Raw genomic sequence first — 25,290 nt, 5'->3', positions numbered from 1 at the left:
TTGCGTCTTGCGTTGCGTATAGTGTCGCGTCTTGCTAGTGGGGGCCGCCGAGATGATCGGCCAACGCGGCGGGCGAGCCCGCGTGCGCCCCCGGCTCCGGCAACCCGCACCCGCCCGGCTCCGCCGTACCCCAGCAGGCGTGCACCCCGTGCGCGCCTGCCGCCCTGGCGCAGCCCAGATCCACCGCTCCGTCGCCGACGTAGGCCGCCAGCGCCGGCTCCACGCCGAGCAGCTCCAGCGCGCGCCACAACCCGTCGGGCGCCGGCTTGGGCGCGGCCACCTCGTCGCCGCAGACGATGACGTCGAACGCGCCGCCCATCCCGGCCGCTTCCAGCTTCAGCTCGGCCGCCCGGCGCGTGGCCGCCGTGTAGACCGCCGTGCGCACGCCGCGCGCGGCCAGCCCCGCCACGGCCTCGGGAATCCCCGGAAAGGCCCTGGCCTGCCGTACGGCACGCTCCACGTGGGCGTAGTAGCACTCCAGCTCGCCCTCGCGCAGCCCGCGGCCCAGCAGCCTGGCCAGCACCACCGGGCTCGGCCCGATGTGCCACATCGCCACCACGTCGTCAGGGGTGTGTCGCGGCCCGCCCAGGGCCAGCACCGTGTCGACGTAGACGCGCGGCGAGATGGCCATCGTGTCGAGCAGCGTGCCGTCGAGATCGAACACCACCGCGCGCATGTTCACGCGCGCGAGGCTACCGGCAGGCGCCTGGGGGATGCCAGCCCGGTCGTGGCCGGCTCACAGCAGGGCCATCGCCGCCGCCTCGTGCCGCAGCACCAGGATCAGCAGCGTGGTCACCAGGGTCGCGATCAGCAACCAGCTCACCGCGATGATGACGGTCGAGCGCCTCAGCCGCCGGCGCGGCCCCTTGGCGCGGGTCTCGCTCTTCCCGGCACGCCTGTTGAAGGACTCCAGCCGCGCGACGAGCCGTGGATCCTCATCGACGAGGCGCTGCTCGATCTGCGCGAGCAACCGCTCCTCGTCCTGCGACCAGGCCATGGTGCACCTCCGGAACGCAAGCACTGTGCCGAGGTTCTGCCCAACCATGAAGATCATTAGCCACTCCATGGTCAGGTAATTGCGCGACCTTTCCGGTTGCGATCATCGTCGAACGCCTGTTCTAATCATGGCGTGCGCTGGGACAACCTCCGACTCGACGGCACGGCCGACACCCCCGCCGTGCCCCTTTTCGGCGCGGTCACGCGCACCTTCGACACGCCCGCCTTCCGCGGGATGACCTTCTACGAGATCCGGGCGCGCTCCATCGTCAACCGCGTCCCGGCCGCCAGCCGCGTGCCCTTCGACTACACGATCAACCCCTACCGCGGATGCGGCCACGCGTGCACCTACTGCCTGCAGGGCGACACGCCCATCCTGACGGCCGACGGGCGCACGGCGCCCATCGCCGACCTGAAGGTCGGCGACCGCGTCTACGGCACGCGACGGCAGGGCTCCCAGCGCCGGTACGTCATCACCGACGTGCTGGCCCACTGGTCCACCCACAAGCCCGCCCACCGCGTCACCCTGGCCGACGGCACCCGCCTCGTCGCCGGCGCCGACCACCGCTTCCTCTCCGAACGCGGCTGGGCATACGTCACCGGCTCCCCGCAAGGCCGGCGACGGGTTCTCACCCGCGGCGACCACCTGATGGGCAGCGGCCGGTTCGCCGAGCCACCGAAGATCGACGACGACTACCGGCACGGCTACCTGCACGCCACGACCCGCCTCGCCCCGGCCGACGCCGACGCGCTCGACCGCCGAGCGGCCTTCCTCGACCACTGCGGGGCGTCGCACGAACCCGGCTTTCGGGGGCTTAGCTGGAGGAAGGGGTTCCTCGCGGGAGCCTTCGACTCCGGGGGCGACTCCGGGGGCGACTCCGGGGGCGACTCCGGGGGCGACTCCGGGGGCGACTCCGGGGGCGACTCCGGCCTGGTGCACGGCGGCCTGATCCACAACGGCCCGATCCACGGCGACCTCACGATTGCTGGCGACCTCACGATCGCCAGCGCCGACCTCGTCGACCTCGTCGACCAGCTCCAGGAGTGTCTCGACGCGTTCGGGTTCGCCCACGTCAGCGAGCGTCCCGGCGTCGTCCGCCTGCTGGGCGGCCTGCCCGAGCGGCTGCGCTTCCTCCACACGGTCGATCCCGCCGCCACCCGCAAACGTTCCTTCGAGGGCGCCGCGGTCGGCACCTCCGCCGGCCTCCAGGTCGTCGCCGTGGAGCCCCTCGGCCTGGAACTACCGCTCTACGACATCACCACCGGCACCGGAGACTTCATCGCCGACGGCGTCGTCTCCCACAACTGCTTCGCCCGCAACACCCACATTTACCTCGACCTCGACGCCGGGCTCGACTTCGACTCCAAGGTCGTGGTGAAGGTCAACGCCGCCGAACTCGCCCGGCGCGAGCTGGCCTCGCCCCGGTGGCGGGGACGGGGACGCTCCATCGCGATGGGCACCAACGTCGACTGCTACCAGCGCGCCGAAGGCCGCTACACGCTGATGCCCGGCATCATCCAGGCGCTCACCGACACGGCGACACCCTTCTCCATCCTCACCAAGGGCACGCTCATCCTGCGCGACCTCGACCTGCTCACCGCGGCCGCCGGTGTGACCGAGGTGAGCACCGCGGTGTCGGTCGGCTTCGTCGACGGCGAGGTGTGGCGGGCGGTGGAGCCGGGCACCCCCCATCCCCTGCGCCGCCTGGAGGCGTGCCGCACCCTGAACGCCGCCGGGATCCCGTGCGGGGTGCTGATGGCACCCGTCCTGCCCTACCTCACCGACTCCCCGGCGCAGTTGGAGGAGACGGTGCGGGCCATCGCGCAGGCGGGCGCCACCCACGTCTCGCCCATCGTGCTGCACCTGCGGCCGGGGGCCCGGGAGTGGTTCCTCGGGTGGCTGGGGCGAACCCATCCGCGGCTCGTGCCCCGCTACCTGGAGCTGTACGGCCGGGGGGCGTACGCGCCCAAGGGCTACCAGGAGCACATCGCGGCCCGGGTGAAGGAGCTGGCCGACCGCCACGGGATCGGCCGCCGTCGCCGGGGCGACTCCCATCGCATCGTCCCAGCGGAAGCGGCGGTGGCGGGGCCGGAGCAGTTGACGCTGCTGTAGCGGGGCGGACTGCCGGCTCAAGGGCGGCACGGCGTGGGCGGCACGGCGTGGGCGTGCTGAGCGGTGCGTGGCTGAGCGGTGCATGGTGCCGGGTGGCGTCATACTGGTGTCATGGACCTCTCGCCGTACATCGACAGCCTGCGCCGCGAACTGGCCCTGGCAGCGGAGGCGACCGGCGAGGAGGCCCGGGCGCTGGCCGAGCGCCTGGCCGCGACCATCGAGTCCGCCACCCGCCTGGCCCTGTTGGAAGCCCTGTCGGCCGCTGCCGACGAGATCACCCGCGACCTGGCCCCCGGCTCCGTTGACGTGCGGCTGCGCGGGCGCGACCCGCACTTCGTCGTCACCCCGCCCCCCACCTCCCGCGCCGACGACGCCTTCGACGAGCCGACCCCCCGCACGGTCGCCGCCGCCCCGCCGGCGGCAGCGCCTGCGGACGCCGAGGAGGGGGCGGTGGTGAGGGTGGCGCTGCGCGTGCCCGAGCACCTCAAGCCCCGCATCGACGAGGCCGCCGGACGCGAGGGCCTGTCGGTCAACTCCTGGCTGGTGCGCGTGGTGTCCGCCGCGATCGACAGCGGCCCGGCCAAGGTGCCCCGGCGCGAACGCGGCGGCCAGAGCTACACCGGCTGGGTGGGCTGAGGCCCATGACCACGTTCGACACCCCCGGCCCCATCTCCGCCCTGATCGAGATCGGCTCCGGTTCGATCCGGCTGAGCGCCTCCGAGCGCGGAGACACGGTGGTCGAGGTACGGGCGGCCGACCCGGGCGACAAGAGCAGCCTGGCCGCCGTGGAGCAGACCAGGGTGGAGTTCGCCGGGGGGCGCCTGCGCGTCACGTCGCCCAAGTCCCGTTCGTGGTTCGGCTGGGGCTCGCTGGTGGAGCTGAGGGTGGGTCTTCCCGCGGGGTCTCGGGTCAACGCCCAGGCCACCACCGACATCCGCGCCGACGGGGTGCTGGGCGAGTGCGTGCTCGACACCTCCTACGGGGCGATCCTGGTGGAGGAGAGCGGCAGGACGCGGCTGAGCACCTCCTCGGGCGACATCGAGATCGAGCGGGCGAGCGGGCACGCCGAGCTGACCACCCACAACGGGCGCATCCGTGCGGGCGAGCTGGCCTCGTCGGCGGTGGCCAAGAACGCCAACGGCGACATCGAGATCGGCACCGCGGCCGGGGACCTGCGGCTGAACACCGCCTCCGGCAGCATCGACGTCGAGCGCGCCCTGGCGGGGCTGGCGGCCAAGACCGCCCACGGCAGCATCCGGGTCGGGCAGGTGGTGCGGGGGACGGTGTCGCTGGAGACCGCCTCGGGGGATCTGGACGTCGGCATCGGTGCCGGGAGCGCCGCGTGGCTGGATGTGAGCTCCAGTTATGGCGAGGTGGAGGTGCCCCGGCCCGCGGCCACGCCACCGGCCGAGGGCGCGCAGACCGTACGCCTGCGCGCCCGCACCGGCTACGGCCGCATCACCGTCCGCCGGGTGTGACCGTCCGCCGGGTGTGACTGGCCGCTGGGTGTGACCGTCCGCCGGGTGTGACTGGCCGCTGGGTGCGCCAAGTCGCGGGAGGGGCCGACCCGGCCACCGGGTGTCGCGCAGGTCCCCCGGTGGAGGCGGCCCGGTCATCAGGTGGTGGTCGGTGGGGTTCGTTTGAAGGGTGGGCGGTGGCCCCAGGTGGCCCAGCGCCACAGCCACTCCAGCGGCCCCTGCCGGTAGCGGGCCAGCCACCAGCTCGACCACGCCCACTGCGCCGCCAGCACCGCCCCCGCGATCACCGCGACGGTCCCCTGCCCCCACTGGTCGGGCGTCCCGCCCACCAGGGGACGTACGGCGAGCACGATGGCTGTGGCGCTCAGGTAGTTGGTCAGCGCCATCCGCCCCAGCGGCGCGAACGCCGCCACCAGCGCCCGCCGCGCGCAGGTGTGCATGAGCGCCGCCATCGCGCACACGTACACCCCGGCCACCGCCAGCCCGGCGAGGGCGAACGCCCGGGAGAAGGCGGGGTCGGCGGGGTCCAGCGATACCTGCCACACCAGCAGCGGCACCGCGGGCACGGCGAAGAGCGCCACCCCCGCCACGGCTCCCTTCGCCGAACGTTCGGCCGCATCGACGACCCCGTAGCGCACCAGCGCGGCCCCCAGCAGGAACAGGCCGGGCACGAGCGTGAACGCCCCGCCCGACAACGCCAGCGAGGCGGCCACGACGACCGCGCCGAGGACGGCGACCGCCCAGCGGGGCAGCCACGTCGACGGCAGCAGCGCCACCAGCCCGGCCACCGCGTAGATGGTGAGCACGTCGCCGCGCCACAGCAGGAACATGTGCGCCAGCCCCAGCGCGAGCAGCACCAGCAGCCGGCGCAGCAGTATCAGCCGGGGACGCGGAGACCGCGCCTGGGCCGAGCCGTACAGCAGCGCGAAGCCGACGCCGAACAGCAGGGAGAAGATCGGGTAGAAGCGCTGGTCGACGAAGAGGCCGGGCCACATCTGCCCGAAGAAGGCGGGGGCGGGCCCGGCCGCGATGACGGCCTCGCCGGCGTTGGCGATGGGCCGCACGTTGGCCAGCAGGATGCCGCACAGCGCGAATCCGCGCACCACGTCGAGCCAGAGCAGGCGCGCCCGCGTCGCAGGGGAGGGCGCGTGTTGAAGGGGAAGCATGCGCCACATCGTCGCCAAGTCCCGAACGCCGCCCCTGAACCGAAAGCAGGGTTATCCGGCCCCCGCGGTCATCCTTTCGGCCACATTCGTTGCTACACCTCTCGACATAGTGGGTATTCAACTCACGGACGCCCAAACAGGGCATTCAGCATCATCGGGGGAAACACCATGACAGACGCGAGGAAGAAACCCGCGGCCAAGTCCGGCAAGGCCAAGAAGGCCGCCATCAAGTCGACACGCGCCGCCAAGAGCGCCAAGAAGCAGGCCCGCAAGGAACCCGAGGCCTGACGCAGGCGGATCGAGCCGGCAGCCGGGGTACAACCCCGGCTGCCGGCCCGTCGAAACGGAACCTTCATGCCCGCCTACCTGCGCTTTCCCGCCATCCTCGGCGACGTGGTCGTCTTCACCGCCGAGGACGACCTCTGGATGGTCTCCGCCACCGGGGGCCGCGCCTTCCGCCTGACCGCCGGCGTGGCCGAAGCCGCCTACCCGCGCTTCTCCCCCCGCGGCGACCAGATCGCCTTCGTCGGCCGCGAAGAAGGCCCGGAAGAGGTCTACGTCATGCCCGCCGAGGGCGGAGCCGCCCGCCGCGTCACCTTCCACGGCGCCCGCTGCACCGTCACCGGCTGGGACCCCGCCGGCGCCGTCCTGTACGCCAGCGACCAGTGCCAGCCCTTCGAAGGCCGCAAATGGCTGCACCGCGTCGTGCCCGGCGGCCACCCGGAACGCCTGCCGTACGGCCCGGCCAACTCCATCGCGCACGGCCCCCACGACATGATCGTGCTCGGCCGCAACACCGCCGACCCCGCCCGCTGGAAGCGCTACCGCGGCGGCACCGTCGGCGACCTGTGGATCGACACCCGCGGCGAAGGCACCTTCCGTCGCCTCATCTCCCTGCCCGGCAACCTGGCCGCCCCCTGCTGGGCCGGCGAGCGCGTCTGCTTCCTGTCCGACCACGAAGGCGTCGGCAACGTCTACTCCTGCACCCCCGACGGCGGCGACCTGCGCCGGCACACCCACCACACCGACTTCTACGCCCGCAACCTCTCCAGCGACGGGCGGCGCCTGGTCTACCACGCCGGCGGCGAGCTGTACCTGCTCGACTGCGAGAGCGGACCGCAACACCTGCAGGTACGGCTGGCCAGCTCACGCACCCAGCGCAACCGCCGCTTCGTCGAGGCCGCCGACTACCTCGACAGCGCCACCCTGGCCCCCGACGGCACCGCCGTCGCCCTCACCGCCCGCGGCAAGGCCTACACCCTGGCCAACTGGGAGGGACCCGTCCGCCAGCACGGCGACAACGACGGCGTGCGCTACCGCCTGCTCACCTTCCTCAACGACGGCCGCCGCCTGGTCGCCGCCGCCAGCGGAGAGCACGGCGACGAACACCTCGTCCTCCTCGACGGCCAGCAGACCGCAGACGGCCAGCAGACCACGCTGGCCACCCTGGGCCGCATCGTGGAACTGGCCCCCGACCCCGTCCACGACCGCCTGGCCGTCACCAACCACCGCAACGAACTCCACCTGGTCGACCTGGCCGGCGCCACCACCACCCTCGTCGAGGCCAACCCGCACGCCTGCCCCGCCGACCTGGCCTGGTCGCACGACGGCACCTGGCTGGCCTACGCCGCCGCCACCACCGCCCAGACCACCGTCATCAAGCTGCACCGCCCCGCCACCGGCCAGACCCTGCACGCCACCGAACCGGTCCTGCGCGACGCCGCCCCCGCCTTCGACCCCCAGGGCCGCTACCTGTACTTCATCGGCAGCCGCTGCTTCAGCCCCGTCCACGACGCGCTCCAGTTCGACCTCGGCTTCCCCCTCGGAGCCAAGCCGTACGCGATCTCCCTGCAGGCCGACGCGCCCGACCCGTTCGTGCCCCAGCCGCGCCCCCTCGACCACAAGGACGACGACGACACAGAACCGGCCGAACCCGGCGACCTGGCCATCGACGTCGAAGGCCTCACCCGCCGCGTCACCGCCTTCCCCCTGCCAGAAGCCCGCTACGACCGCATCGCCGCCCTGCGCGGCAAGGTCATCCTCCAATCCAGCGCCCTCAACCAGGACGAATCCACCCTCCAGCTGTACGACATCGACAAGGACACCACCGAGACCCTCGCCGACGACGTCACCGACTTCGAACTCGGCCGCGACCGCAAGACCCTCCTCTACCGCACCGGCGACCGGCTGCGCGTCGTCAAGGCCGGCGAGGTGCCCGAACACGACGACGACCCCGCCGGACGCCAGAGCGGCTGGCTCGACCTCGACCGCGTCAAGGTCTCGGTCTGCCCGGAAGCCGAATGGCGCCAGATGTTCCGCGAAGCCTGGCGCCTGCAACGCGAGCACTTCTGGAGCCACGACATGTCCGGCCTCGACTGGGAGGCCGTCCACGACCGCTACCGCCCCCTGCTGGACCACGTCACCACCCGCAGCGAGTTCTCCGACCTGCTGTGGGAACTGCAGGGCGAACTCGGCACCAGCCACGCCTACGAAAGCGGCGGCGAATACCGGCCGGGACCCGACTACGTCCAGGGCAAACTCGGCGTCGACTGGGACTACCGCGACGGCCGCTACCACATCGGCGCCCTCGTCCACGGCGACCCGTGGGACCCCGAAGCCACCTCGCCCCTCAACCGGCTCGGCGTGAGCGTACGGCCCGGCGACGCCGTCCTGGCCATCAACGGCGCCCCCATCGGCGCCCAGCCGGGCGGCGACGGCATCACCCCCAACCAGCGCCTGGTCAACCAGGCCGGGCAGGAGGTCGAACTCACCGTCCAGCGCGGCGAGCAGATCTTCCACGTCTGCGTCAACGCCATCGCCGACGAACGCCCCGGACGCTACCGCGACTGGGTCAACCTCAACCGCCTGCGCTGCCACCAGCTGTCCGGCGGCCGCGTCGGCTACCTGCACGTGCCCGACATGGGCACCGACGGCTTCGCCGAGTTCCACCGCGGCTTCCTCGCCGAATACGACCGCCAGGCCCTGATCGTCGACGTGCGCTTCAACTCCGGAGGCAACGTCTCGGCCCTGCTCATCGAGAAACTCTCCCGCCGGCGCATCGGCTACGACTACCCGCGCTGGGGCGACCCCGAGCCCTACCCGCCGCAATCACCGCGCGGCGTCATGGTCGCCATCGCCAACGAGTACGCCGGCAGCGACGGCGACATCTTCGCCCACACCTTCAAACTCCTCGGCCTGGGACCCCTGGTCGGCAAGCGCACCTGGGGCGGCGTCGTCGGCATCTGGCCCCGCCACACCCTGGCCGACGGCACCCTCACCACCCAGCCGGAGTTCTCCTTCACCTTCGACGAAACCATCGACGAGACCATCGACGAGACCTTCGGCGCAACCTCCGACGAGACCTCCGATGCTTCCTCCGACGCGACCTTCGGCGGAACCTCCGGCCAGGGCGGCTGGCAGGTAGAGAACCACGGCACCGACCCCGACATCGAAGTCGACATCACCCCCCAGGACTACGCCAAGGGCGTCGACACCCAGCTCGAGACCGCCATCCGCGTCGCGCTCGAACGCCTGGAACGCCGCCCGCCGCACACTCCCGGCCGTTCACCTCGCCCACGCATGCAACCTTGACCGACATTTCCGCGTCTAAAGGGGCACAGGCGGGGAAGCTGGCCACGGGGAACGACCGGCCACCGACCCGCCGACACGGGAGCACAGCCGGAGCACACCCTCCGGCTCCACATAGTGTCCAGACAGAGGGGGACTCCACCGGTGCGCGGAGTGGCACGCAAGGGCAAAGCAGCGGTCAGACGGCTCTACAACGGCATCAACCGCAGACGGGCGCGCAACGCACCACCCCCCTCCATCCAGCAGGTGCGCTTCCTGCTGCTGCACGCCCACGGCATGGGCGGCACCATCCGCACCGTCTTCAACCAGGCCAGCCATCTGGCCTCCGTCGGCCACGACGTGGAGATCGTCTCCATCCTCAAGGAGGCCGAGGAGCCGTTCTTCCCCATCGACCCGCGCGTGAAGTTCCGCTTCCTCGACGACCGCCTCACCGAGCGCACGGGCCTGCGCGGCCAGCTGTCCAAGCTGCCCAGCCGCCTGATCCCCGAGGAGGAGACGGCCTTCCACCGCTTCAACGTCTGGACCGACATCCAGCTGGCCCGCTACCTGCGCTCCCTGCAGACCGGCGTGCTGATCGCCACCCGGCCGGGACTCAACCTCGCCATGGCCCAGCTCACCCCGCCCAGCGTCATCACCATCGGCCAGGAGCACGTCGCCTTCCGCACCCAGGCCGAACCCATGCAGGAGCTCATCAAGTGGCGCTACCGCCGCTTCGACGCCCTGGTCACCCTCACCAAGGCCGACCTGCGCGACTATCGCGAAGCCCTGACCAAGAAGCCCAAGAAGCTCACCCGCATCCCCAACGCCGTGCCGCCCATGACCGGCAGCCTGGCCAAGCTCGACAGCAAGATCGTCGTCACCGTCGGCCGCCTGACCCGGCTCAAGGGCTTCCACCGCCTCATCAGCTGCTGGCGCCAGGTCGCCGCCGTCCACCCCGGCTGGAAGCTGCGCATCTACGGCGCCGGCCCGCAGGAGGAGAACCTGCGCGCCCAGATCGAGGAGCTGGGCCTGACCGGCAAGGTCGAGATGATGGGCCCCACCCCCGACGTCTACGCCGCACTGGAGCAGGCCTCCGTCTTCGTGCTGTCCTCCCGCCACGAGGGCTTCCCCATGACGATCCTCGAAGCCATGGCCAAGGGCCTGGCCGTCGTCAGCTTCGCCAGCCCCCACGGGCCCAAGGAAATGATCACCGACGAGTTCGACGGGCTGCTGGTCAAACCGCGCACCGAGGACAACCTCGCCGCCGCGCTCAACCGCGTCATCGAAGACGAGCAGCTGCGCGCCGACCTGGCCGCCGGAGCCCTCGACACGGCCAAGACCTACGACGTCGCGGCCGTCGGCGCCCAGTGGGAGGCTTTGTTCGAGGAACTCCTGGCCCGCCGCAACGGCACCTACGTCCGGCCGGTCAAACCCGCCGAGACCTCGCAAGCTCAGGCCTGAACCGTCAGCTCCACCGGCTCGGCGATCACATCCACCAGCGCGCCGTTGCGGAACACCGTGACCGGCAACGGCCGCCCGATCGCCTCGGCGAACATCAGCCGCTGCAGGCTCTGCGCGTCGCCCACCGCCACCCGCCCCGCCGACAACACCAGATCGCCCGCCCGCAGGCCTGCCCGGTCGGCGGGCGAACCGGACACCACCTCCACCACCCGCAGCGCGCTGTCCTGGCCGGTGCGCCGCCGCAGCCCCTCCGGCAGCGGCGCCGGCGAGGTCACCAGACCCAGGAACGCCCGCCGTACCCTGCCGTCACGCATCAGCGCCGCCACGATGGCCCGCGTGGTGGAGTTGATCGGCACCGCCAGCCCCACCCCCACGCCCGCCACCGCCGTGTTGATCCCGACGACGCGCGCCCGCGCGTCGGCCAGCGCACCACCCGAATTACCCGGGTTGAGGGCCGCGTCGGTCTGGATCACGTCCTCGATCAGCCGTACGGCGGAGCCGGCCCGCGCCGGCAGCGAACGCCCCAGCCCCGAGACCACCCCGGCCGTCACCGACCCGGCCAGCCCCAGCGGATGGCCCACCGCCACCACGAGCTGACCCACCACCAGATCGTCGCTGTCACCCAGCACCACCGGCTCCGGCGCCGGCACCTGCGCCCTGATCACCGCCAGATCCGACAGCGGATCGCGCCCCACCACCCGGAAGTCGCCCGAGCTGCCGTCGGCGAAGGCCACCGTGCCCGACCGCGCGGACCCCACGACGTGCGCGTTGGTCAGCAGGAACCCGTCGGCGGTGAACACCACCGCCGACCCGCTGCCCCGCCCGGCCCGCACCGAGGCGACCTTCGGCATCAGCTCGGCCGCCACCGACGACACCACCCGCGAATACTCGTCCATGCTTACATGATTACTCCGATGCGTAGTCGGCGAGCGAGACCTTTTCCGCCGCCTTCGTCGCCATCCACCGCACCACCCCCCGCCACGGCACGTACGGCAACATGCGGAACATCTGATTGCGCGCCCAGATCCCGCGCCGCGTCCCCGGCACCAGGAACGCCTCCGACCCCAGCGCCTGCTTCTGGCACACCTCCACATACGGCCGCAACGCCGCCTCATACCGCCCCGCGAACCCCTCCGCCCCCCGCGCCAGCTCCCCCGCCAGCACATAGGCGCCCACCACGCCCAGCCCCGTCCCCATCCCGCCAGGACCGGGACTCCAGGCCGCATCCCCCACCAGCACCACCGGCCCGGCCGACCACCGCTCCAGCCGCAACTGCGCCGCCGCGTCCAGATACAGATCGCCCGCCTCCAGCGCCTGCGCCAGCAGCTCGGGCACCCGCCAGCCCGCCCCCACCAGCCGCCCGGCCAGCGCCGCACGCGGATCGGCCACCACCGGCGAGGCGAAGTCCAGGCTGCCCACGCTGCGCCCCTCGTAATGGAAGACCCCAGCCCCCACCCCCGGCGCGTTGAACATCGTGGCCGTCCCCGGCTCACCCGAACCCGCCACCGTGAACAGCGCGCCGTACATCCCCAGATGCACCGGCTCCACCGGCCCGAACGCCAGCCTCCGCACCCCCGAACGCAGCCCGTCGGCGCCCACCACCAGATCCGCCGGCCGCTCACCCCCCGACGCCAGCCGCACCCGCCCCCCGCCGAACTCCGCGACGGTGTCGCCGAAGACGTAGTCGACGTCGTCACGCGTCGCCTCGTACAACACCCGCACCAGATCGCCGCGCAGGATCTCCACATCCCCCGCGAACAGCTGCGCCGGCACCGACGACACCCGCCGACCCCGCTCGTCGACGATCGCGATCGCGCCCATGCGCGTCTGACGCTCGCGCACCGCCTCCAGCAGCCCCATCCGCTCCAGCACCCCCAGCTGGACCCGGCCGCGGAAATCCACCGCCTGACCACCCGAACGCAGCGACGCCGCCCGCTCCACCACGCACACCCGATGCCCGCTACGCACCAGCCACCACGCCAGCGCCGGACCGGCTATCCCGGCCCCTGAGATCACAACATCCATGCGTACAACGTACAAACGCTTATTCAGCGCGGTAAATGGCCAAGCGCACTAGTGCACCGCTAGAGTGCACTAGTGTGACCGCGCCCTACCTGCGCATCGTCGCCGACCTCACCCGCGACATCGCCCGCCTCCACCCAGGCGACCGCATCCCCTCCACCCGCCAGATCGCCAAGGACTACGGCGTCGCCATGGCCACCGCCACCAAAGTCCTCACCACCCTCCAGAACCAGGGCCTCGTCCACGCCCTGCCCGGCGTCGGCACCGTCGTCAGCGACCCCCACCACACCCCACGCCCCGCAGCCGAAAAGCACCAGCTGCTCGCCACCGCCCTGCACATCGCCGACACCGAAGGCCTGGCCGCCCTCACCATGCGCCGCCTGGCCACCGAACTCGGCCTGCCCACCATGTCGCTCTACCGCCACATCCGCGACAAGGACACCCTCCTGCTCCACATGACCGACGCAGCCCTCGGCGAGATCCCCCTGCCCGACCCCCCGCCACCCGGCTGGCGAGCCCAGCTCGACACCCTCGCCCGCCTCCAATGGGCCACCTACCGCCGCCACCCCTGGCTCGCCCAGGTCATCTCCTTCACCCGCCCCATGTTCGCCCGCTCCGGCATGGCCCACACCGAATGGGCCCTGCGCGCCCTCAACCACCTCGGCCTGCCGCCCAACGACACCTTCCACGCCGCCCTCGCCCTGGCCACCTACGTCCGCGGGGTCGCCGTCAACCTCGAAACCGAAGCCGCATTCACCCAGGACAGCGGCCTCGACGACGAACAATGGCTCGCCGGCCAGGAACCCGAGCTCAACGCCATCCTCGACGACGGCGACCACCCCAACCTCACCGCCCTCATCGCCGACCCAGCCCTCGACTACGACCTCGACAGCCTCTTCGACCACGGCCTCAACCGCCTGCTGGACGGAATCGCCCACCTCATCGACACTGCTGGAGGAAGGAGGCGCGATTGAGCACCCGCGACACGGTCGCCGTTCTGGCCGGCGCCGTCATCATCGCCTCACTGCTCGGACAGTCCCACTCCACCCCCCAAGCCGCCGCCGCCAGCCCCCTGCACAACGGCGACGGCGTCCGCTCAGGCCTGGCCCCCCTCACCACCGCCACCGAACGCCGCCAGGCCGCCGACCTCATCGCCACCCTCCGCACCCGCCCCATGGGCGCCAGACGCGGCTACGACCGCCTGCGCTACGGCGACAACTGGACCGACACCGCCCCCGGCGTGCCCTACGCCCGCAACGGCTGCCGCACCCGCGACGACCTCCTGGCCCGCGACGGCCACGACGTCACCCGCGACGGATGCACCGTCACCGCCATCCGCCTCGACGACCCCTACACCGGCCAGACCGTCACCCGCCCCGCCGACATCCAGGTCGACCACGTCGTCCCCTTGTCCTACGCCTGGTACATGGGAGCCCGCGGCTGGCGCATGAGCAAACGCCTCGACTTCGCCCAGGACCCCCTCAACCTCCTGCCCGTCCTCGGCACCGCCAACGAGGCCAAGGACGGCTCAGGACCCGCCGCCTGGCTCCCACCACGCCGCGCCATCCGCTGCGCCTACGCCGTGCGCTTCGCCCAGGTCGCCCTCAAGTACAAGCTCCCCGTCACCCCCGGCGACAAGAGCGTCATGCTTCGCCAATGCCGTTGAGCCAGTCGAACCCCTTCTTGTACGTCACCTCCGCCAGAGCCTTCTGCCCCACCGCGTTCGGATGGAAGAAATCCCACTTGCTGATGTGCTTGAGCGAATACGGATACGCGAACACCGCACCCCCGTCGAACCGGCAGTTCGGCCCGAACCGCGCGCACAGATCCGCCAGCACCTCGTTGTAGGCCACCACCCGCGCCCGCACCCGAGCCCGCCGCTCCACATCCGCCCGCGCCGTCGACGTCGGCTCGGCCAGCATCGCCTGACAGATCCGCCCCACCGCCCAGAACGTCCGCGCGATCACGTTGTCCTTGCCCGCCTGCCACAAGCGCCGCACATCCGGAATGCTCGCCACGAACACCCGCACCCCCGGCGCCCCGCCCTTCAACGCCCACAACGCCCGCGCCACCCGATCCCGGTACACCGCCACCGGCGTCATCTTCCGCTCATTCGACACGCACGCGTCCTGAGCCCCGATCAGCACCGTCACATACCCCGCGCCCGCGTCCACCGCCTGACGCACCTGACCGCCCAGATCCGCCGACGTCGCCCCCGGCACCGCGAAGTTGAGATTGCCCTCCCGCATGCCCAGCCGTACGAAGTGACTGTTCACCTCACGATCGTCACCCGCCGCCCATGACCGCGACGTACACGCCACATACCACCCGCACGCGTTGAAGCCCGCGGAAATCGAATCCCCCAGCGCCGCCATCACCGACGGAGCCGACGGAAGCGGCTGCAGGGACGACGACACGACAACGGCGGCTACCGCCAGATGAGCGAACATGATCCGACGGTAGAGACCACCCCCGCCCCCGGATACGAGCCGAACCCACTTCGCATCGCTTCTTGACAGACCGGGGGCCGGAAGTCGAACGTGTTCAGATTCCGCATAGAGTGTCTTGAGTGAGTGTCGCACTGGGAACAACCCACCCATTGCCGGTTCGCACCACCACGGTCCGCGACCCCGGTGACCTGCTCAAGGCACTGCCCACCCCGGCACCATACGCCTGGGTACGGCACGGCCAAGGCCTGGTCGGGTGGGGAGAGGCCGCCCGCGTGAACGTGCCCACCGGACCCGGCCGCTTCACCTGGGCCCGCCAGTGGCTCAAGGACGCCTTCGCCGACCTGTCGACCGAACCAGGCGCGCCCCGGCCCGCCGCCTTCGGCAGCTTCACCTTCGACCCCGAGAGCCCCGGCTCCGTCCTGGTCATCCCCCAGGCCACCCTCACCCGCCGCGACGGCCAGACCTGGCTCACCACCATCGGCGACCCCGCACTCAACCACGCCAGCCCCGTCACCGCCCCCGGCCGCATCAGCTACGGAGACGGCAGCCTCACCGCACCCGCCTGGCAGCACATCGTCGCCCAGGCCTCGGCCCGCATCCGCAACGGCGACCTCGACAAGGTCGTCCTCGCCCGCGACCTCGTCGCCACCGCCGAGCACCCCATCGACGCCCGCCTCCTGCTCAGCCGCCTGGCCAACCGCTACCCCGACTGCTACACCTTCTCCGTCGCGGGACTCATCGGCGCCACCCCCGAACTCCTCATCCGCCGCACCGGCGCCGAAATCGAATCGCTCGTCCTGGCCGGCACCACCGCCCGCGGAACCGACCCCGACGACGACCACCGCCGCGGCCAAGCCCTGCTCGCCTCCGCCAAGGACCGCCACGAGCACGAATACGCCATCGCCTCGGTCCGCCAGACCCTCGCGCCGCTCTGCTCGGTCCTGCACACCCCCGACGAACCCGAACTGCTCGTCCTGCCCAACCTGCAGCACCTGGCCAGCCACGTCACCGGCCGCCTGGCCGACGGCGCCTCCGTCCTCGACGTCGTCGCCGCCATGCACCCCACCGCAGCCGTCGGCGGCACCCCCACCGACAAGGCCGTCCAGCTCATCCGCGACATCGAAGGCATGGACCGCGCCGGCTACGCAGGACCCGTCGGCTGGATCGACTCCGCCGGCGACGGCGAATGGGGCATCGCCCTGCGCTCCGGCCACATCAACGGCCGCCGCGCCCGCCTGTTCGCCGGCTGCGGCATCATGGGCGACTCCGACCCCGCCGCCGAGCTCGCCGAAGCCCAGACCAAGTTCCGCGTCATGCAGTACGCCCTGGAGGGATGAAAAAAAGGGGGCCCGAAGGCCCCCTTTTTCCCAACTATTTACTCAGGCACGATGTTCTCGGCCTGCGGGCCCTTCTGACCCTGCGTGACCTCGAACGAGACGCGCTGACCCTCGTGCAGCTCGCGGTAACCCGAGCTGGCGATGTTGGAGTAGTGAGCGAAGACGTCAGCGCCACCGCCGTCCTGGGCGATGAAGCCGAAGCCCTTTTCCGAGTTGAACCACTTCACAGTTCCGGTAGCCATGTCTATCTCCTTTGATAGGGCACTTGGAAGCGTGCACCGTGCGCGCCCCCGATTGAGCTATGTGCCCCACATCCGGACAGAACCGGCAAACAAAAAGCGCCCAAGGGGACTTCGTCCACCAGGCGCTCGCACGTTTCATGGGTACAACAAAGCATCGCGTTCACGATAGCACGTGGATGTCCCCCTCCACCCACACCTTTGCGCGTCCCGCCGTCAGCCCGGCCACCCAATCAGTGAAACCCTCCACCTCGTCGACCCCCACCGCGACCACGAACCGCACGTCAGCCCCATAGACGACCTCACGCACCGAGAAACGCGACCCCCGAAGATCACTCTCCACCCGACCCGCCTGATCGTGCGCCACCGACACGCGAATCACCCGAGCCGGCACCATCCGCACCGGCTCCACCCGATCCAACGCCTCCGTCACCGCCCCGCCATAAGCCCGCACCAACCCACCCGCACCCAGCAACACCCCACCGAAGTACCGCGTCACCACCGCCACCACATCGGCGAAACCCCGCCCCACCAACGCCTGCACCATCGGCGTACCGGCCGTGCCGCCGGGCTCCCCGTCGTCGTCGCCCTTCTGCACCCACTCACCGATCACGTAGGCGCTGCAGTTGTGCGTCGCACCCGCGTGCAGCGCACGGCGCCCGGCGATGAACGCCGCCGCCTCCTCCACGCTGCCGGCCGGAGCCACGGCGCACACGAACCGCGAACGCCGCACCTCCGTCTCGTGCTCGAACACGGATGTCAAGGTCAGATACGGCTTGGCCACGCTCTCATCCTAGGGAGCGGGTTTGTGGGGGTTGTTTCTCGGTGATTCTTGAAAAACCCGCTGCCTTTACAAAGTAGATCACTGACCGCGGAGTTCGTGCTCGAGCTGCTCCAGCTCCGCCCCTCCCGCCATCAGCGTGGTCAGCTCCTGCAGCGCGATCTCCTCCTTGGCGTACTCCCCCAGGCTCACCCCCCGGTTCAGCAGCAGGAACCGGTCCCCCACCGGATAGGCGTGGTGCGGGTTGTGCGTGATGAACACCACCCCCAGCCCCCGCTGCCTGGCCCGCACGATGTAGCGCAGCACCACCCCCGCCTGCTTGACCCCCAGCGCCGAGGTCGGCTCGTCCAGGATGAGGATCCTGGCGCCCAGGTACACCGCCCGCGCGATCGCCACCGACTGCCGCTCGCCGCCCGACAGCGTGCCCACCGGCTGGTCAACGTCGCGGATGTCGATGCCCATCGCCCGCAGTTCCTCGCGCGCGATGCGCTTGGCCGCCGCCACGTCGAACCGGCCCAGCGACTTGCGCGGCTCCGAACCCAGGAAGAAGTTGCGCCACACCGACATGAGCGGGATCATCGCCAGGTCCTGGAAGACCGTGGCGATGCCCAGGTCGAGGGCCTGGCGAGGGCTGTCGAGCACGGTCGGCGCCCCGTCGAGGAGATACTCCCCGCTGTCGTGCCTGTGCACCCCCGACAGGATCTTGATGAGGGTCGACTTGCCCGCCCCGTTGTCGCCCAGCACGCACGTGACGCTGCCGGGCTCCACCCGCATCGACACCCCGCGCAGCGCCAGCACCGAGCCGAACGACTTACCGATCTCCCGCGTCTCCAGGATCAATGCCTCACCTGCTCGGCGTAGCGGCGCACCAGCCGGTTGGCCAGCGTGGCCAGCAGCAGCATCGCGCCGAGGAAGAACTTGAACCAGTCGGCGTCCCAGCCGAGGAAGACGATGCCCTTGTCGGCCATCCCGAAGATCACCGCACCGATCGAGGCGCCGATCGCCGAGCCGTACCCGCCCGTGAGCAGGCAGCCGCCGATCACCGCCGCGATGATGTAGATGAACTCCTGCCCGATGCCGATGTTGGCCTGCACGCTGGTGTAGCGCAGCGCCATCATCGAGCCCACCAGCCAGGCCGCCACCGCCGTCGTCATGAACAGGCCGATCTTCACCCGGGCCGCGGGCACCCCGACCGCGCGCGCCGCCTGGTCGTTGCCGCCCACGGCGAAGATCCAGTTGCCCGCGCGGGTGCGCATCAGCACCCACGTCGCCAGCAGCGTCAGGCCGATCCACCACAGGATCGCCACCCGGAACGGCGTGCCGCCGATCACGATCGTGCCGCCGAAGAGCGCCCGCGCCACCTCGTAGCCGTCGGCTTTGGCCAGGCCGCTGACCTGCACGGTGCCGGTGAGCGCCTTGGTGACGCCCAGGTTGACGCCCTGCAGCATCAGGAAGGTGCCCAGCGTGACGATGAAGCTCGGCAGCTTGGTGCGCGTCACCACCAGCCCGTTGACCAGCCCGACCGCCAGGGCCACGACGAGCCCGGCCGCCATCGCCAGCCACACGTTCAGCCCGTAGCGGGTGGCCAGGGTGACCAGCACGAGCCCGCTGGTGCCGGTCAGCACCCCGGCCGACAGGTCGAACTCGCCGCCGATCATCAGCAGGGCGACGGCGACGGCCATGATGCCCAGCGTGGCCGCCGGGTCCAGCCAGTTGGCCACCCCGTCGACCGAGCGGAAGACCGGCGACTGGGTGGCGAAGAAGGCGAAGACCACCAGCGCGCCCACCACCGCCCCGAGCTCGGGGCGGATGAGCAGCCGGCGCAGCATCCCGGCCTGGGCCAGCCGCTCGTCCGCCTTCGCGGCGACCGTCACCGCGGACCCGCCCCGCTCGGCTGCGGACCCGTCATCGGGTGCCGGCCTCGGTCAGCTTGGCCACCTGCTCGGCGGTGTCCTTGGTGACGAAGCCGGGACCGGTGTTGACCGGCAGGCCGCCGCCGACCGTGTTCAGGTTGGCCTTGTACAGGTGCAGGAAGGTGATCGGCAGCCAGCCCTGCAGGTACTGCTGCTGGTCCACGGCGAACAGGATCTGCCCGTCCTTGATCGCCGTCACCACGTCCGCCGACAGGTCGAAGGTGGCCAGCTTGGCCTGCGAGCCGGCGTCGCGGATCGCGTCGCGCGCCGCCACCGCCACGCCCGGGTTCAGCGCCAGCACCCCGGTGACCGCGCTGTCGGACTGCAGCTTGGCCGCCACCTTCGAGGTCACGTCCGCCAGGTTCGCGATGTCGACCTGCAGGCGCTCGACCGTGCCGCCCAGCGTCTCCTCGGCGCCCTTGCACCGCTGGTCGAGGCCGACGTTGCCGGCCTCGTGGATGACGCACAGCAGCTTGGTCACGCCCGCGGCCTTCAGCTGCTCGCCCGCGCCCCGGCCGGCCACGTCCTCGGACTGGCCCACGTGCGTCAGCGCGCCGAACTCCTTGGAGCGGTCGGCGCCCGAGTTGATGGTGACGACCGGGATCTTGGCGGCCACAGCCTTGGCGATGGCCTCCTTGAGCGCGTCGGGGTTGGCCATGGAGACCACGATCCCGTCGACCTTCTGCGAGACGGCCTGGTCGATGAGCTGCGACTGCTTGCCCGGGTCGCCGTCGCCCTGGTAGGTCACGGTGTCGCCGTAGGCCTTGCCGGCGGCCTCCGCGCCGTTCTTGACCACGTCCCAGAAGGAGTCGCCCGCCGAGGCGTGGGTGATCACGGCGAAGGTCGCGCCCGCCGCCGCGGCCGGCCCTGACTGCCCTGTCTGCTGCTGGGTCTGCTGCTGGGCCGCCGGCTCCTGTCCCCCGCTGCTGCACGCGGCAAGAACCAGGGCTAACGCCACAAAGATCGGGGTTCGCTTCATGAACCGATGTAACCGCCGATTAACGAGCTCGTCAACGCTATGTATAGACATGCGGACTTACAAGCTCATTTGTTCACCTTGTATTCACTCATATGTCATGACATCGTGACGTCACATCCAACCCGTGGAGTCGCCATGCGCCCCCTGTTAGCAGCAGCTCTGGCCATCACCACCTGGTTATCCCCCACCAGCGGCATCACCGAGGCACCCGCCGACGCCGAGACCCCCGCCCTCTTCGACGACGAGGCAGGAGGCAACGCCAACGGCGACGACCCGGCCATCTGGGTGCACCCCACCCGGCCGGGCCGCAGCCTCGTCATCGCCACCGCCAAGGAAGGCGGCCTGTACGTCTACGACCTGACCGGCGCCCAGCGCCAGCACATCCCCGCCCCCTCCGCGCCGGGCCCCGACGACGAGCCCGGCCGCTTCAACAACGTCGACCTCGTCTACGGCTTCCGCCTGTCGACCGGCGCCGGCGCCGACCTGGCCGTCGTCTCCGACCGCGGCCGCGACCACCTGCGCATCTACCGCATCGACCCGGCCACCGGCCAGCTCACCGACCTCACCGATCCCGCCGTGCCGTACGTCTTCAACAGCACCCAGGAGCAGGTCAACGAGGCCGAGACGGCCTACGGCCTGGCCACCTGGCAGGATCGCACGGGCACCTTCGCCCTGGTCAGCCGCCGCCACCAGACCCGCATCGGCCTGGCCAGGCTGACCGCCACCGCCGGCGGGCGCGTCTCCTACACCCTCGTGCGCACCCTCGACCTGCCCGCCGCCTTCACCCTGCCCAACGGCACCTCCTGGACCCCCTGCCTGGAACCCGGCGAGCTGCCCCAGGTCGAGGGCATGGTCGTCGACCGCGACCGCGACGTGCTCTACGCCGCCCAGGAGGACGTCGGCGTCTGGCGCATGCGCGCCGACCTCACCGGCCCGCCCGTGCTCATGGACAAGGTCAAGGAGTACGGCAGGCCGGGCACCTACGACCCCGGCACCGAGGAGTGCGCCCCCGGCCCCGACCCCGGCTACGGCGGACGGCGCCTGTCGGCCGACGCCGAGGGCCTGACCATCGCCTACGGCGACGACGGTGACGGCTACCTGCTGGCCTCCAGCCAGGGCGACGACACCTTCGCCGTCTACGAGCGCGAGAGCGGCAACCGTTACCTGGCCCAGTTCCGGGTGCACGGCGGCTCCATCGACGGCGCCCAGACCAGCGACGGCGCCATGGTCGTCACGACCCCGCTCGGCTCGCGCTACCCCGACGGGCTGCTGGTCGTGCACGACGGCGTGGAGACGCCGGGCGACGGCGAGCGGGAGGCGACGAACTTCAAGTTCGTCGACTGGGACGAGGTGAGCGACCCGCTCGACCTCGACTGACACGCAACGCACTGACGGCCCCGGCTCGGAGTTCCGAGCCGGGGCCGCCGCCTGACAGGGCCCATGGAGGGCTCACCGGCCGAGCGCCAGCGCCACCAGCTCCGCCACCGCGCCCTGCGCGCACCCGGCCACCACCCGGTCGGCCGCCTCGCGCACCACCCGGTGCCCGTCCCCGACCGCCACCCCCAGCCCCGCCACCTCGATCATGTCCAGATCGTTGGGATTGTCACCGATCGCCGCCACCCGCTCCATCGCCACCCCCTCCCGCGCGGCCAGCTCCCGCAGAGCGCCGCCCTTGCTCGCCCCCTCCGGCAGGAACTCCAGGTAGGTGCGCTCCGACCGCACCGCCGTCGTGCCCTCCACCACCGGCGGCACCCCCGGCTCTCCGATCAGCATCACCTTCGTCACCGGCCGCCGCGCCAGCTCCGCCCAGCACGCCCGCTCCAGCCGCAGCCCGTCACGCCGCGCGTACTCCCGAAGCTCCGGCACATCATGCGCGGCATACGCGCGCCCCTCCACGAACGCCACCGGATACAGCCCCTCCGGCAGGCTCTCCACCAGGTACGGCAGAGCGTGCGCCGGCAGCGTGCGCTCATGGAGCACCTCACCGGTGCCCAGGTCCACCGTGCGCGCCCCGTTGTAGAGGATCGCCGGACCACGCAGCCGCAACTCGTCGTAGTAGCGGCGAGCCGACGCCTCGCTGCGCCCCGTGGCGATGACCACCCGGCCACCCGCCTCCGCGAAACGCCCCAGCGCCGCCCTGCTCGCCTCCACCATCCGCAGATCCCGCCCCACCAGCGTGCCGTCGAGATCGGTGACGATCCACTCGATCGCCCCCACCCCGCTCACCGCCCCGCGCCGAGCAGGTCCCCGGCCACCCCGGCCAGCGCCGAGCCCGGCAGGTCGAAGCCCGCCACGTGCGCCAGATAGTCGCCGCCGGACAACGGGTCGCCCAGGAACACCCCGCCCGCCCGCCGGACCAGCAGCGCACCCGCCGCCACGTCCCACGAACTGGCCTGCCTGCCGTACGCGACGTCGGCCCACCCGGCCGCCACGTGGGCGAGCTTGAGCGCGGCGCTGCCCGGCCGGCGCAACGCCGCGAACGAGGCCAGCAGCCGGGCGAAACCGTCCAGCGCGCGCTGACCGTCGGCGGCCAGCGTGCGCGGCGCAGGGAAGCTGGTCAGCAACATCGCCTCCCGATCGGCCGACGCGCCCGTGCTGCGCAGCGGCACCCCGTCGCACCAGGCGCCCCCGTCACTGGCGCAGAACAGCTGCTCGCGCACCGGGTCGTACACCACGCCCGCCACCAGCTCGCCCCCGACGGCCGCCGCGATCGAGACGCAGAAGAACGGCAGCCCGGCGGCGAAGTTCGCGGTGCCGTCGATCGGATCGACGAACCACGTCACCCGCCCACCCTCACCGCCCCGAGTGCCGGTGGTGCCGCCCTCCTCCCCCACCACCACGCCGCCGGGAGCACGGGCCGCTATCACGCCGCGGATGATCTCCTCGCACGCCCGGTCGTGCTCGGTCACCGGATCCTGGAAGTCGCGCTTGGCCGTCGTCGCCGGACGCGAACGGAAGGCCGCGCGCAACGGCTCCCCCACCGCCCGCGCCGCCTCCTCGGCCACCCGCATCAGCTCCTCGCTCACGACGCCTCCATCAGCCGCAGCAGCCCCGCCGCGTCCTCGACCACGGCCGAGGGCCGCTGACGCACCCGGTACGGGATCGTGTCGGTGCTGTCCGAGCGCATGATCACCGTGGTGCCCACGCCCGCCCGCACCCCGCACAACCCGTCCCGGTCGTAGTTGTCGCCCACGTACCAGACCCGCGACGGGTCCACCCCCAGCGCCCGCGTCGCGATCCAGATCATCTCCGGGTTCGGCTTACGCACCCCCACCTCGTCGCTGTACACCTGCAACGCCACCTCCACCCCCGCCGCCGCCAGGAAGTCACGGTGCACCGCCCCGCACAACGCGTTGCTCACCACCGCCACCGGCACCTGGCAGCGCTCCAGCAGCTCGCGCATGCCCGGCCGTACCACCCGCTCCTGCCGCAGCTCCCCCATGCGCCGGCACAACGCGCTCGCCTCGGCCCTCACCAGCTCACGCGCCGCCTGCGGCCAGTCGGCGGCCACGAAATCGCCCCAGAACCCCCGATGCGTCATCTCCACCGGGGCGGCAAGCCGCGACATGGCGTCCTTCCAGTACCGGTCGGCGTCGGCCCCGGCCCTGATGTCCACCTCGATCTCCTCGGCCGCCAGCCCGGCGAAGCCCGCCCGCGCCAGCCGCTGGTGCACCTCCTTGGCCAGCTCGGCCGCCCACGAAGGCCGCTTGGAGGTCTGCACCAGCACCCCGCCGAAGTCCAGCAGCAGCGCCTTCACACCCGCACCCCCTCGGCGTCGAACACGTGCACCTGCGTACGGCGCGCCCACACGCGCACCTTCTGGCCCGCCTCGACCTCCAGTTCCCTGAACGACAGCGCGAACAGCTCACCGTCGAGCACCCGCAACCGCACCGTCCACGACGAGCCCGCGGGCAGCACCGCCTCCACCACCGCCTCCTCCTGCCAGGCCTGCGGCTCCGGCTCGCCCAGGCGCAGCGCCTCCGGCCGCACGCCCACCCCCGACCCGGCACCCGCGCACCGCAGCAGCGACTCGGCCAGCGCGCCCGTGGGCAGGTTCATCGGCGGGCTGCCGACGAACTCGGCGACGAACCGGTTGGCCGGACGGTGGTACATCTCCATCGGCGGCGCCACCTGCTGCAGCCGCCCCGCCTCCATGACCGCCACGTCGGTCGCCATCGTCATCGCCTCGAGCTGGTCATGGGTGACGAACACGACCGTCGTGCCCGACTCCTCGTGGATGCGCTTCAACTCGGCGCGCATCTCCAGCCGCAACCGCGCGTCCAGGTTCGACAGCGGCTCGTCCAGCAGCAGCACCGACGGGTTGACCGCCAGCATGCGGGCCAGCGCGACCCGCTGCTGCTGGCCGCCCGACAGCTGCGACGGGTAGCGCTCCAGGGCGTCGTCCACGCGCACCATGCGCAGCGCCTCGATCGCCCGCTCGCGCCGCTCGGCCGCGGGCACCTTGCGCATGCGCAGCCCGAACTCGGTGTTGCCCAGCACGGTCAGGTGCGGCCACAACGCGTAGTTCTGGAAGACCAGTCCCATGCGCCGCTTCTCCGGCGGCACGTAGAGGCCGCGCTCGACCGAGTCCAGGACCCTGCCGTCGACCTCGATCGTCCCCGACGACGGCTGCTCCAGCCCGGCGATCATGCGCAGGGTGGTGGTCTTGCCGCAGCCCGAGGGACCCAGCAGGCACATGAACGAACCGGTCGGGATCACCAGATCCAGATCCCGCACCGCCAGGTCGGAGCCGCCGTAGCTCTTCGACACTCCGCGTAAAGTGATCAA

24 protein-coding genes are annotated in these 25,290 nt (G+C 71.5%); 9 read left to right on the top strand and 15 right to left on the bottom strand.

The window, feature by feature from the left end; all coding sequences use genetic code 11:
• Positions 1–34: 34 nt before the first annotated feature.
• Both ACIBH1_RS11160 and ACIBH1_RS11155 read right to left on the bottom strand, forming a co-directional pair.
• Positions 35–676, bottom strand: a complete 642-nt coding sequence (locus ACIBH1_RS11160; RefSeq protein ID WP_397313930.1) for an HAD family hydrolase — start codon at positions 674–676, stop codon at positions 35–37.
• 60 nt (positions 677–736) lie between these two features.
• Entirely contained in the window at positions 737–997 is a 261-nt protein-coding gene (locus ACIBH1_RS11155; RefSeq protein WP_397313530.1) for a DUF3040 domain-containing protein, read from the bottom strand.
• Between the two features lie 132 nt (positions 998–1,129).
• Between ACIBH1_RS11155 and ACIBH1_RS11150 the strand changes: the two genes are divergently transcribed.
• The 3 genes from ACIBH1_RS11150 (at position 1,130) to ACIBH1_RS11140 (ending at position 4,587) form a co-directional block, all read left to right on the top strand.
• Positions 1,130–3,109 carry an intein-containing Rv2578c family radical SAM protein gene (locus ACIBH1_RS11150; protein WP_397313529.1) on the top strand — a complete coding sequence of 660 codons (1,980 nt, stop codon included), beginning with the start codon at positions 1,130–1,132 and terminating at the stop codon, positions 3,107–3,109.
• Positions 3,110–3,220: 111 nt separating this feature from the next.
• A complete protein-coding gene (locus ACIBH1_RS11145) occupies positions 3,221–3,745 on the top strand; it encodes a hypothetical protein (RefSeq protein WP_397313528.1) in 525 nt (174 codons plus the stop codon).
• Between the two features lie 5 nt (positions 3,746–3,750).
• Positions 3,751–4,587, top strand: a complete 837-nt coding sequence (locus tag ACIBH1_RS11140; RefSeq protein ID WP_397313527.1) for a DUF4097 family beta strand repeat-containing protein — start codon at positions 3,751–3,753, stop codon at positions 4,585–4,587.
• 137 nt (positions 4,588–4,724) lie between these two features.
• Here the strand turns inward: ACIBH1_RS11140 and ACIBH1_RS11135 are convergent, their stop codons facing one another.
• Positions 4,725–5,753, bottom strand: coding sequence for a DUF418 domain-containing protein (locus ACIBH1_RS11135; protein WP_397313526.1), 1,029 nt, complete (start codon positions 5,751–5,753; stop codon positions 4,725–4,727).
• Between the two features lie 354 nt (positions 5,754–6,107).
• Between ACIBH1_RS11135 and ACIBH1_RS11130 the strand changes: the two genes are divergently transcribed.
• On the top strand, positions 6,108–9,344 hold the full coding sequence (locus tag ACIBH1_RS11130) for a PDZ domain-containing protein (protein ID WP_397313525.1): 3,237 nt from the start codon (positions 6,108–6,110) through the stop codon (positions 9,342–9,344).
• Positions 9,345–9,485: 141 nt separating this feature from the next.
• On the top strand, positions 9,486–10,781 hold the full coding sequence (locus ACIBH1_RS11125; RefSeq protein WP_397313524.1) for a glycosyltransferase family 4 protein: 1,296 nt from the start codon (positions 9,486–9,488) through the stop codon (positions 10,779–10,781).
• Here the strand turns inward: ACIBH1_RS11125 and ACIBH1_RS11120 are convergent.
• The gene (locus tag ACIBH1_RS11120; RefSeq protein ID WP_397313523.1) at positions 10,772–11,677 is read right to left on the bottom strand and encodes a S1C family serine protease; all 906 of its coding nucleotides are present in this window, start codon (positions 11,675–11,677) and stop codon (positions 10,772–10,774) included. The genes ACIBH1_RS11125 and ACIBH1_RS11120 overlap by 10 nt on opposite strands.
• A gap of 10 nt (positions 11,678–11,687) precedes the next feature.
• Positions 11,688–12,806, bottom strand: coding sequence for an FAD-dependent monooxygenase (locus ACIBH1_RS11115; protein WP_397313521.1), 1,119 nt, complete (start codon positions 12,804–12,806; stop codon positions 11,688–11,690).
• A gap of 74 nt (positions 12,807–12,880) precedes the next feature.
• Here ACIBH1_RS11115 and ACIBH1_RS11110 point away from each other — a divergent pair, with 74 nt between their 5' ends.
• Together ACIBH1_RS11110 and ACIBH1_RS11105 are read left to right on the top strand one after the other, a co-directional pair.
• On the top strand, positions 12,881–13,777 hold the full coding sequence (locus ACIBH1_RS11110) for a TetR/AcrR family transcriptional regulator C-terminal domain-containing protein (RefSeq protein WP_397313520.1): 897 nt from the start codon (positions 12,881–12,883) through the stop codon (positions 13,775–13,777).
• Complete coding sequence (locus tag ACIBH1_RS11105) at positions 13,774–14,469, top strand: HNH endonuclease family protein (RefSeq protein ID WP_397313519.1); 696 nt, start codon at positions 13,774–13,776, stop codon at positions 14,467–14,469. The genes ACIBH1_RS11110 and ACIBH1_RS11105 overlap by 4 nt, the downstream gene beginning before the upstream one ends.
• Here ACIBH1_RS11105 and ACIBH1_RS11100 read toward each other — a convergent pair.
• Positions 14,447–15,253 carry a GDSL-type esterase/lipase family protein gene (locus tag ACIBH1_RS11100; protein WP_397313518.1) on the bottom strand — a complete coding sequence of 269 codons (807 nt, stop codon included), beginning with the start codon at positions 15,251–15,253 and terminating at the stop codon, positions 14,447–14,449. The genes ACIBH1_RS11105 and ACIBH1_RS11100 overlap by 23 nt on opposite strands.
• 119 nt (positions 15,254–15,372) lie before the next feature.
• On the opposite strand from ACIBH1_RS11100, the gene ACIBH1_RS11095 reads away from it, so the two are divergent.
• Positions 15,373–16,590: an isochorismate synthase MenF gene (locus ACIBH1_RS11095; RefSeq protein WP_397313517.1), complete on the top strand. Its 1,218-nt coding sequence runs from the start codon at positions 15,373–15,375 to the stop codon at positions 16,588–16,590.
• Positions 16,591–16,628: 38 nt separating this feature from the next.
• Here ACIBH1_RS11095 and ACIBH1_RS11090 read toward each other — a convergent pair whose 3' ends face one another.
• The 5 genes from ACIBH1_RS11090 to ACIBH1_RS11070 form a co-directional block, all read right to left on the bottom strand.
• Positions 16,629–16,832 carry a cold-shock protein gene (locus tag ACIBH1_RS11090; RefSeq protein WP_181615073.1) on the bottom strand — a complete coding sequence of 68 codons (204 nt, stop codon included), beginning with the start codon at positions 16,830–16,832 and terminating at the stop codon, positions 16,629–16,631.
• Positions 16,833–16,992: 160 nt separating this feature from the next.
• Positions 16,993–17,613, bottom strand: a complete 621-nt coding sequence (locus ACIBH1_RS11085; RefSeq protein WP_397313516.1) for an IMPACT family protein — start codon at positions 17,611–17,613, stop codon at positions 16,993–16,995.
• 78 nt (positions 17,614–17,691) lie between these two features.
• Positions 17,692–18,450, bottom strand: coding sequence for an ATP-binding cassette domain-containing protein (locus tag ACIBH1_RS11080; protein ID WP_397313515.1), 759 nt, complete (start codon positions 18,448–18,450; stop codon positions 17,692–17,694).
• Complete coding sequence (locus tag ACIBH1_RS11075) at positions 18,447–19,439, bottom strand: ABC transporter permease (protein WP_397313929.1); 993 nt, start codon at positions 19,437–19,439, stop codon at positions 18,447–18,449. Before ACIBH1_RS11075 ends, ACIBH1_RS11080 begins: the two co-directional genes overlap by 4 nt.
• A 76-nt stretch (positions 19,440–19,515) precedes the next feature.
• A complete protein-coding gene (locus ACIBH1_RS11070) occupies positions 19,516–20,502 on the bottom strand; it encodes a sugar ABC transporter substrate-binding protein (RefSeq protein WP_397313514.1) in 987 nt (328 codons plus the stop codon).
• 135 nt (positions 20,503–20,637) lie between these two features.
• Here ACIBH1_RS11070 and ACIBH1_RS11065 point away from each other — a divergent pair, with 135 nt between their 5' ends.
• On the top strand, positions 20,638–21,879 hold the full coding sequence (locus ACIBH1_RS11065; protein WP_397313513.1) for a phytase: 1,242 nt from the start codon (positions 20,638–20,640) through the stop codon (positions 21,877–21,879).
• Between the two features lie 72 nt (positions 21,880–21,951).
• Here ACIBH1_RS11065 and ACIBH1_RS11060 read toward each other — a convergent pair whose 3' ends face one another.
• The 4 genes from ACIBH1_RS11060 to ACIBH1_RS11045 are packed head-to-tail and all read right to left on the bottom strand — an operon-like array spanning position 21,952 to position 25,290.
• Positions 21,952–22,719, bottom strand: a complete 768-nt coding sequence (locus tag ACIBH1_RS11060) for an HAD-IIB family hydrolase (protein ID WP_397313512.1) — start codon at positions 22,717–22,719, stop codon at positions 21,952–21,954.
• A gap of 5 nt (positions 22,720–22,724) precedes the next feature.
• Positions 22,725–23,528 (bottom strand): inositol monophosphatase family protein, encoded by an 804-nt coding sequence (locus ACIBH1_RS11055; RefSeq protein ID WP_397313511.1) that lies wholly within the window; start codon positions 23,526–23,528, stop codon positions 22,725–22,727.
• Positions 23,525–24,259 carry an HAD family hydrolase gene (locus ACIBH1_RS11050; RefSeq protein WP_397313510.1) on the bottom strand — a complete coding sequence of 245 codons (735 nt, stop codon included), beginning with the start codon at positions 24,257–24,259 and terminating at the stop codon, positions 23,525–23,527. The genes ACIBH1_RS11055 and ACIBH1_RS11050 overlap by 4 nt, the downstream gene beginning before the upstream one ends.
• Complete coding sequence (locus tag ACIBH1_RS11045) at positions 24,256–25,290, bottom strand: ABC transporter ATP-binding protein (RefSeq protein ID WP_397313509.1); 1,035 nt, start codon at positions 25,288–25,290, stop codon at positions 24,256–24,258. Before ACIBH1_RS11045 ends, ACIBH1_RS11050 begins: the two co-directional genes overlap by 4 nt.

Source organism: Nonomuraea sp. NPDC050663 (assembly GCF_044456985.1).
In the GTDB taxonomy this organism is placed as follows: Bacteria; Actinomycetota; Actinomycetes; order Streptosporangiales; family Streptosporangiaceae; genus Nonomuraea.
Note: the sequence above shows the minus strand (reverse complement) of the source record. Positions and strands in the feature narration are given on the sequence as shown.

Coding starts and splice junctions, on each gene's coding strand:
- ACIBH1_RS11160 (WP_397313930.1), bottom strand. CDS start 676: ATGCGCGCGGTGGTGTTCGATCTCGACGGCACGCTGCTCGACACGATG.
- ACIBH1_RS11155 (WP_397313530.1), bottom strand. CDS start 997: ATGGCCTGGTCGCAGGACGAGGAGCGGTTGCTCGCGCAGATCGAGCAG.
- ACIBH1_RS11145 (WP_397313528.1), top strand. CDS start 3,221: ATGGACCTCTCGCCGTACATCGACAGCCTGCGCCGCGAACTGGCCCTG.
- ACIBH1_RS11140 (WP_397313527.1), top strand. CDS start 3,751: ATGACCACGTTCGACACCCCCGGCCCCATCTCCGCCCTGATCGAGATC.
- ACIBH1_RS11135 (WP_397313526.1), bottom strand. CDS start 5,753: ATGCTTCCCCTTCAACACGCGCCCTCCCCTGCGACGCGGGCGCGCCTG.
- ACIBH1_RS11130 (WP_397313525.1), top strand. CDS start 6,108: ATGCCCGCCTACCTGCGCTTTCCCGCCATCCTCGGCGACGTGGTCGTC.
- ACIBH1_RS11120 (WP_397313523.1), bottom strand. CDS start 11,677: ATGGACGAGTATTCGCGGGTGGTGTCGTCGGTGGCGGCCGAGCTGATG.
- ACIBH1_RS11115 (WP_397313521.1), bottom strand. CDS start 12,806: ATGGATGTTGTGATCTCAGGGGCCGGGATAGCCGGTCCGGCGCTGGCG.
- ACIBH1_RS11100 (WP_397313518.1), bottom strand. CDS start 15,253: ATGTTCGCTCATCTGGCGGTAGCCGCCGTTGTCGTGTCGTCGTCCCTG.
- ACIBH1_RS11090 (WP_181615073.1), bottom strand. CDS start 16,832: ATGGCTACCGGAACTGTGAAGTGGTTCAACTCGGAAAAGGGCTTCGGC.
- ACIBH1_RS11075 (WP_397313929.1), bottom strand. CDS start 19,439: ATGCTGCGCCGGCTGCTCATCCGCCCCGAGCTCGGGGCGGTGGTGGGC.
- ACIBH1_RS11070 (WP_397313514.1), bottom strand. CDS start 20,502: ATGAAGCGAACCCCGATCTTTGTGGCGTTAGCCCTGGTTCTTGCCGCG.
- ACIBH1_RS11065 (WP_397313513.1), top strand. CDS start 20,638: ATGCGCCCCCTGTTAGCAGCAGCTCTGGCCATCACCACCTGGTTATCC.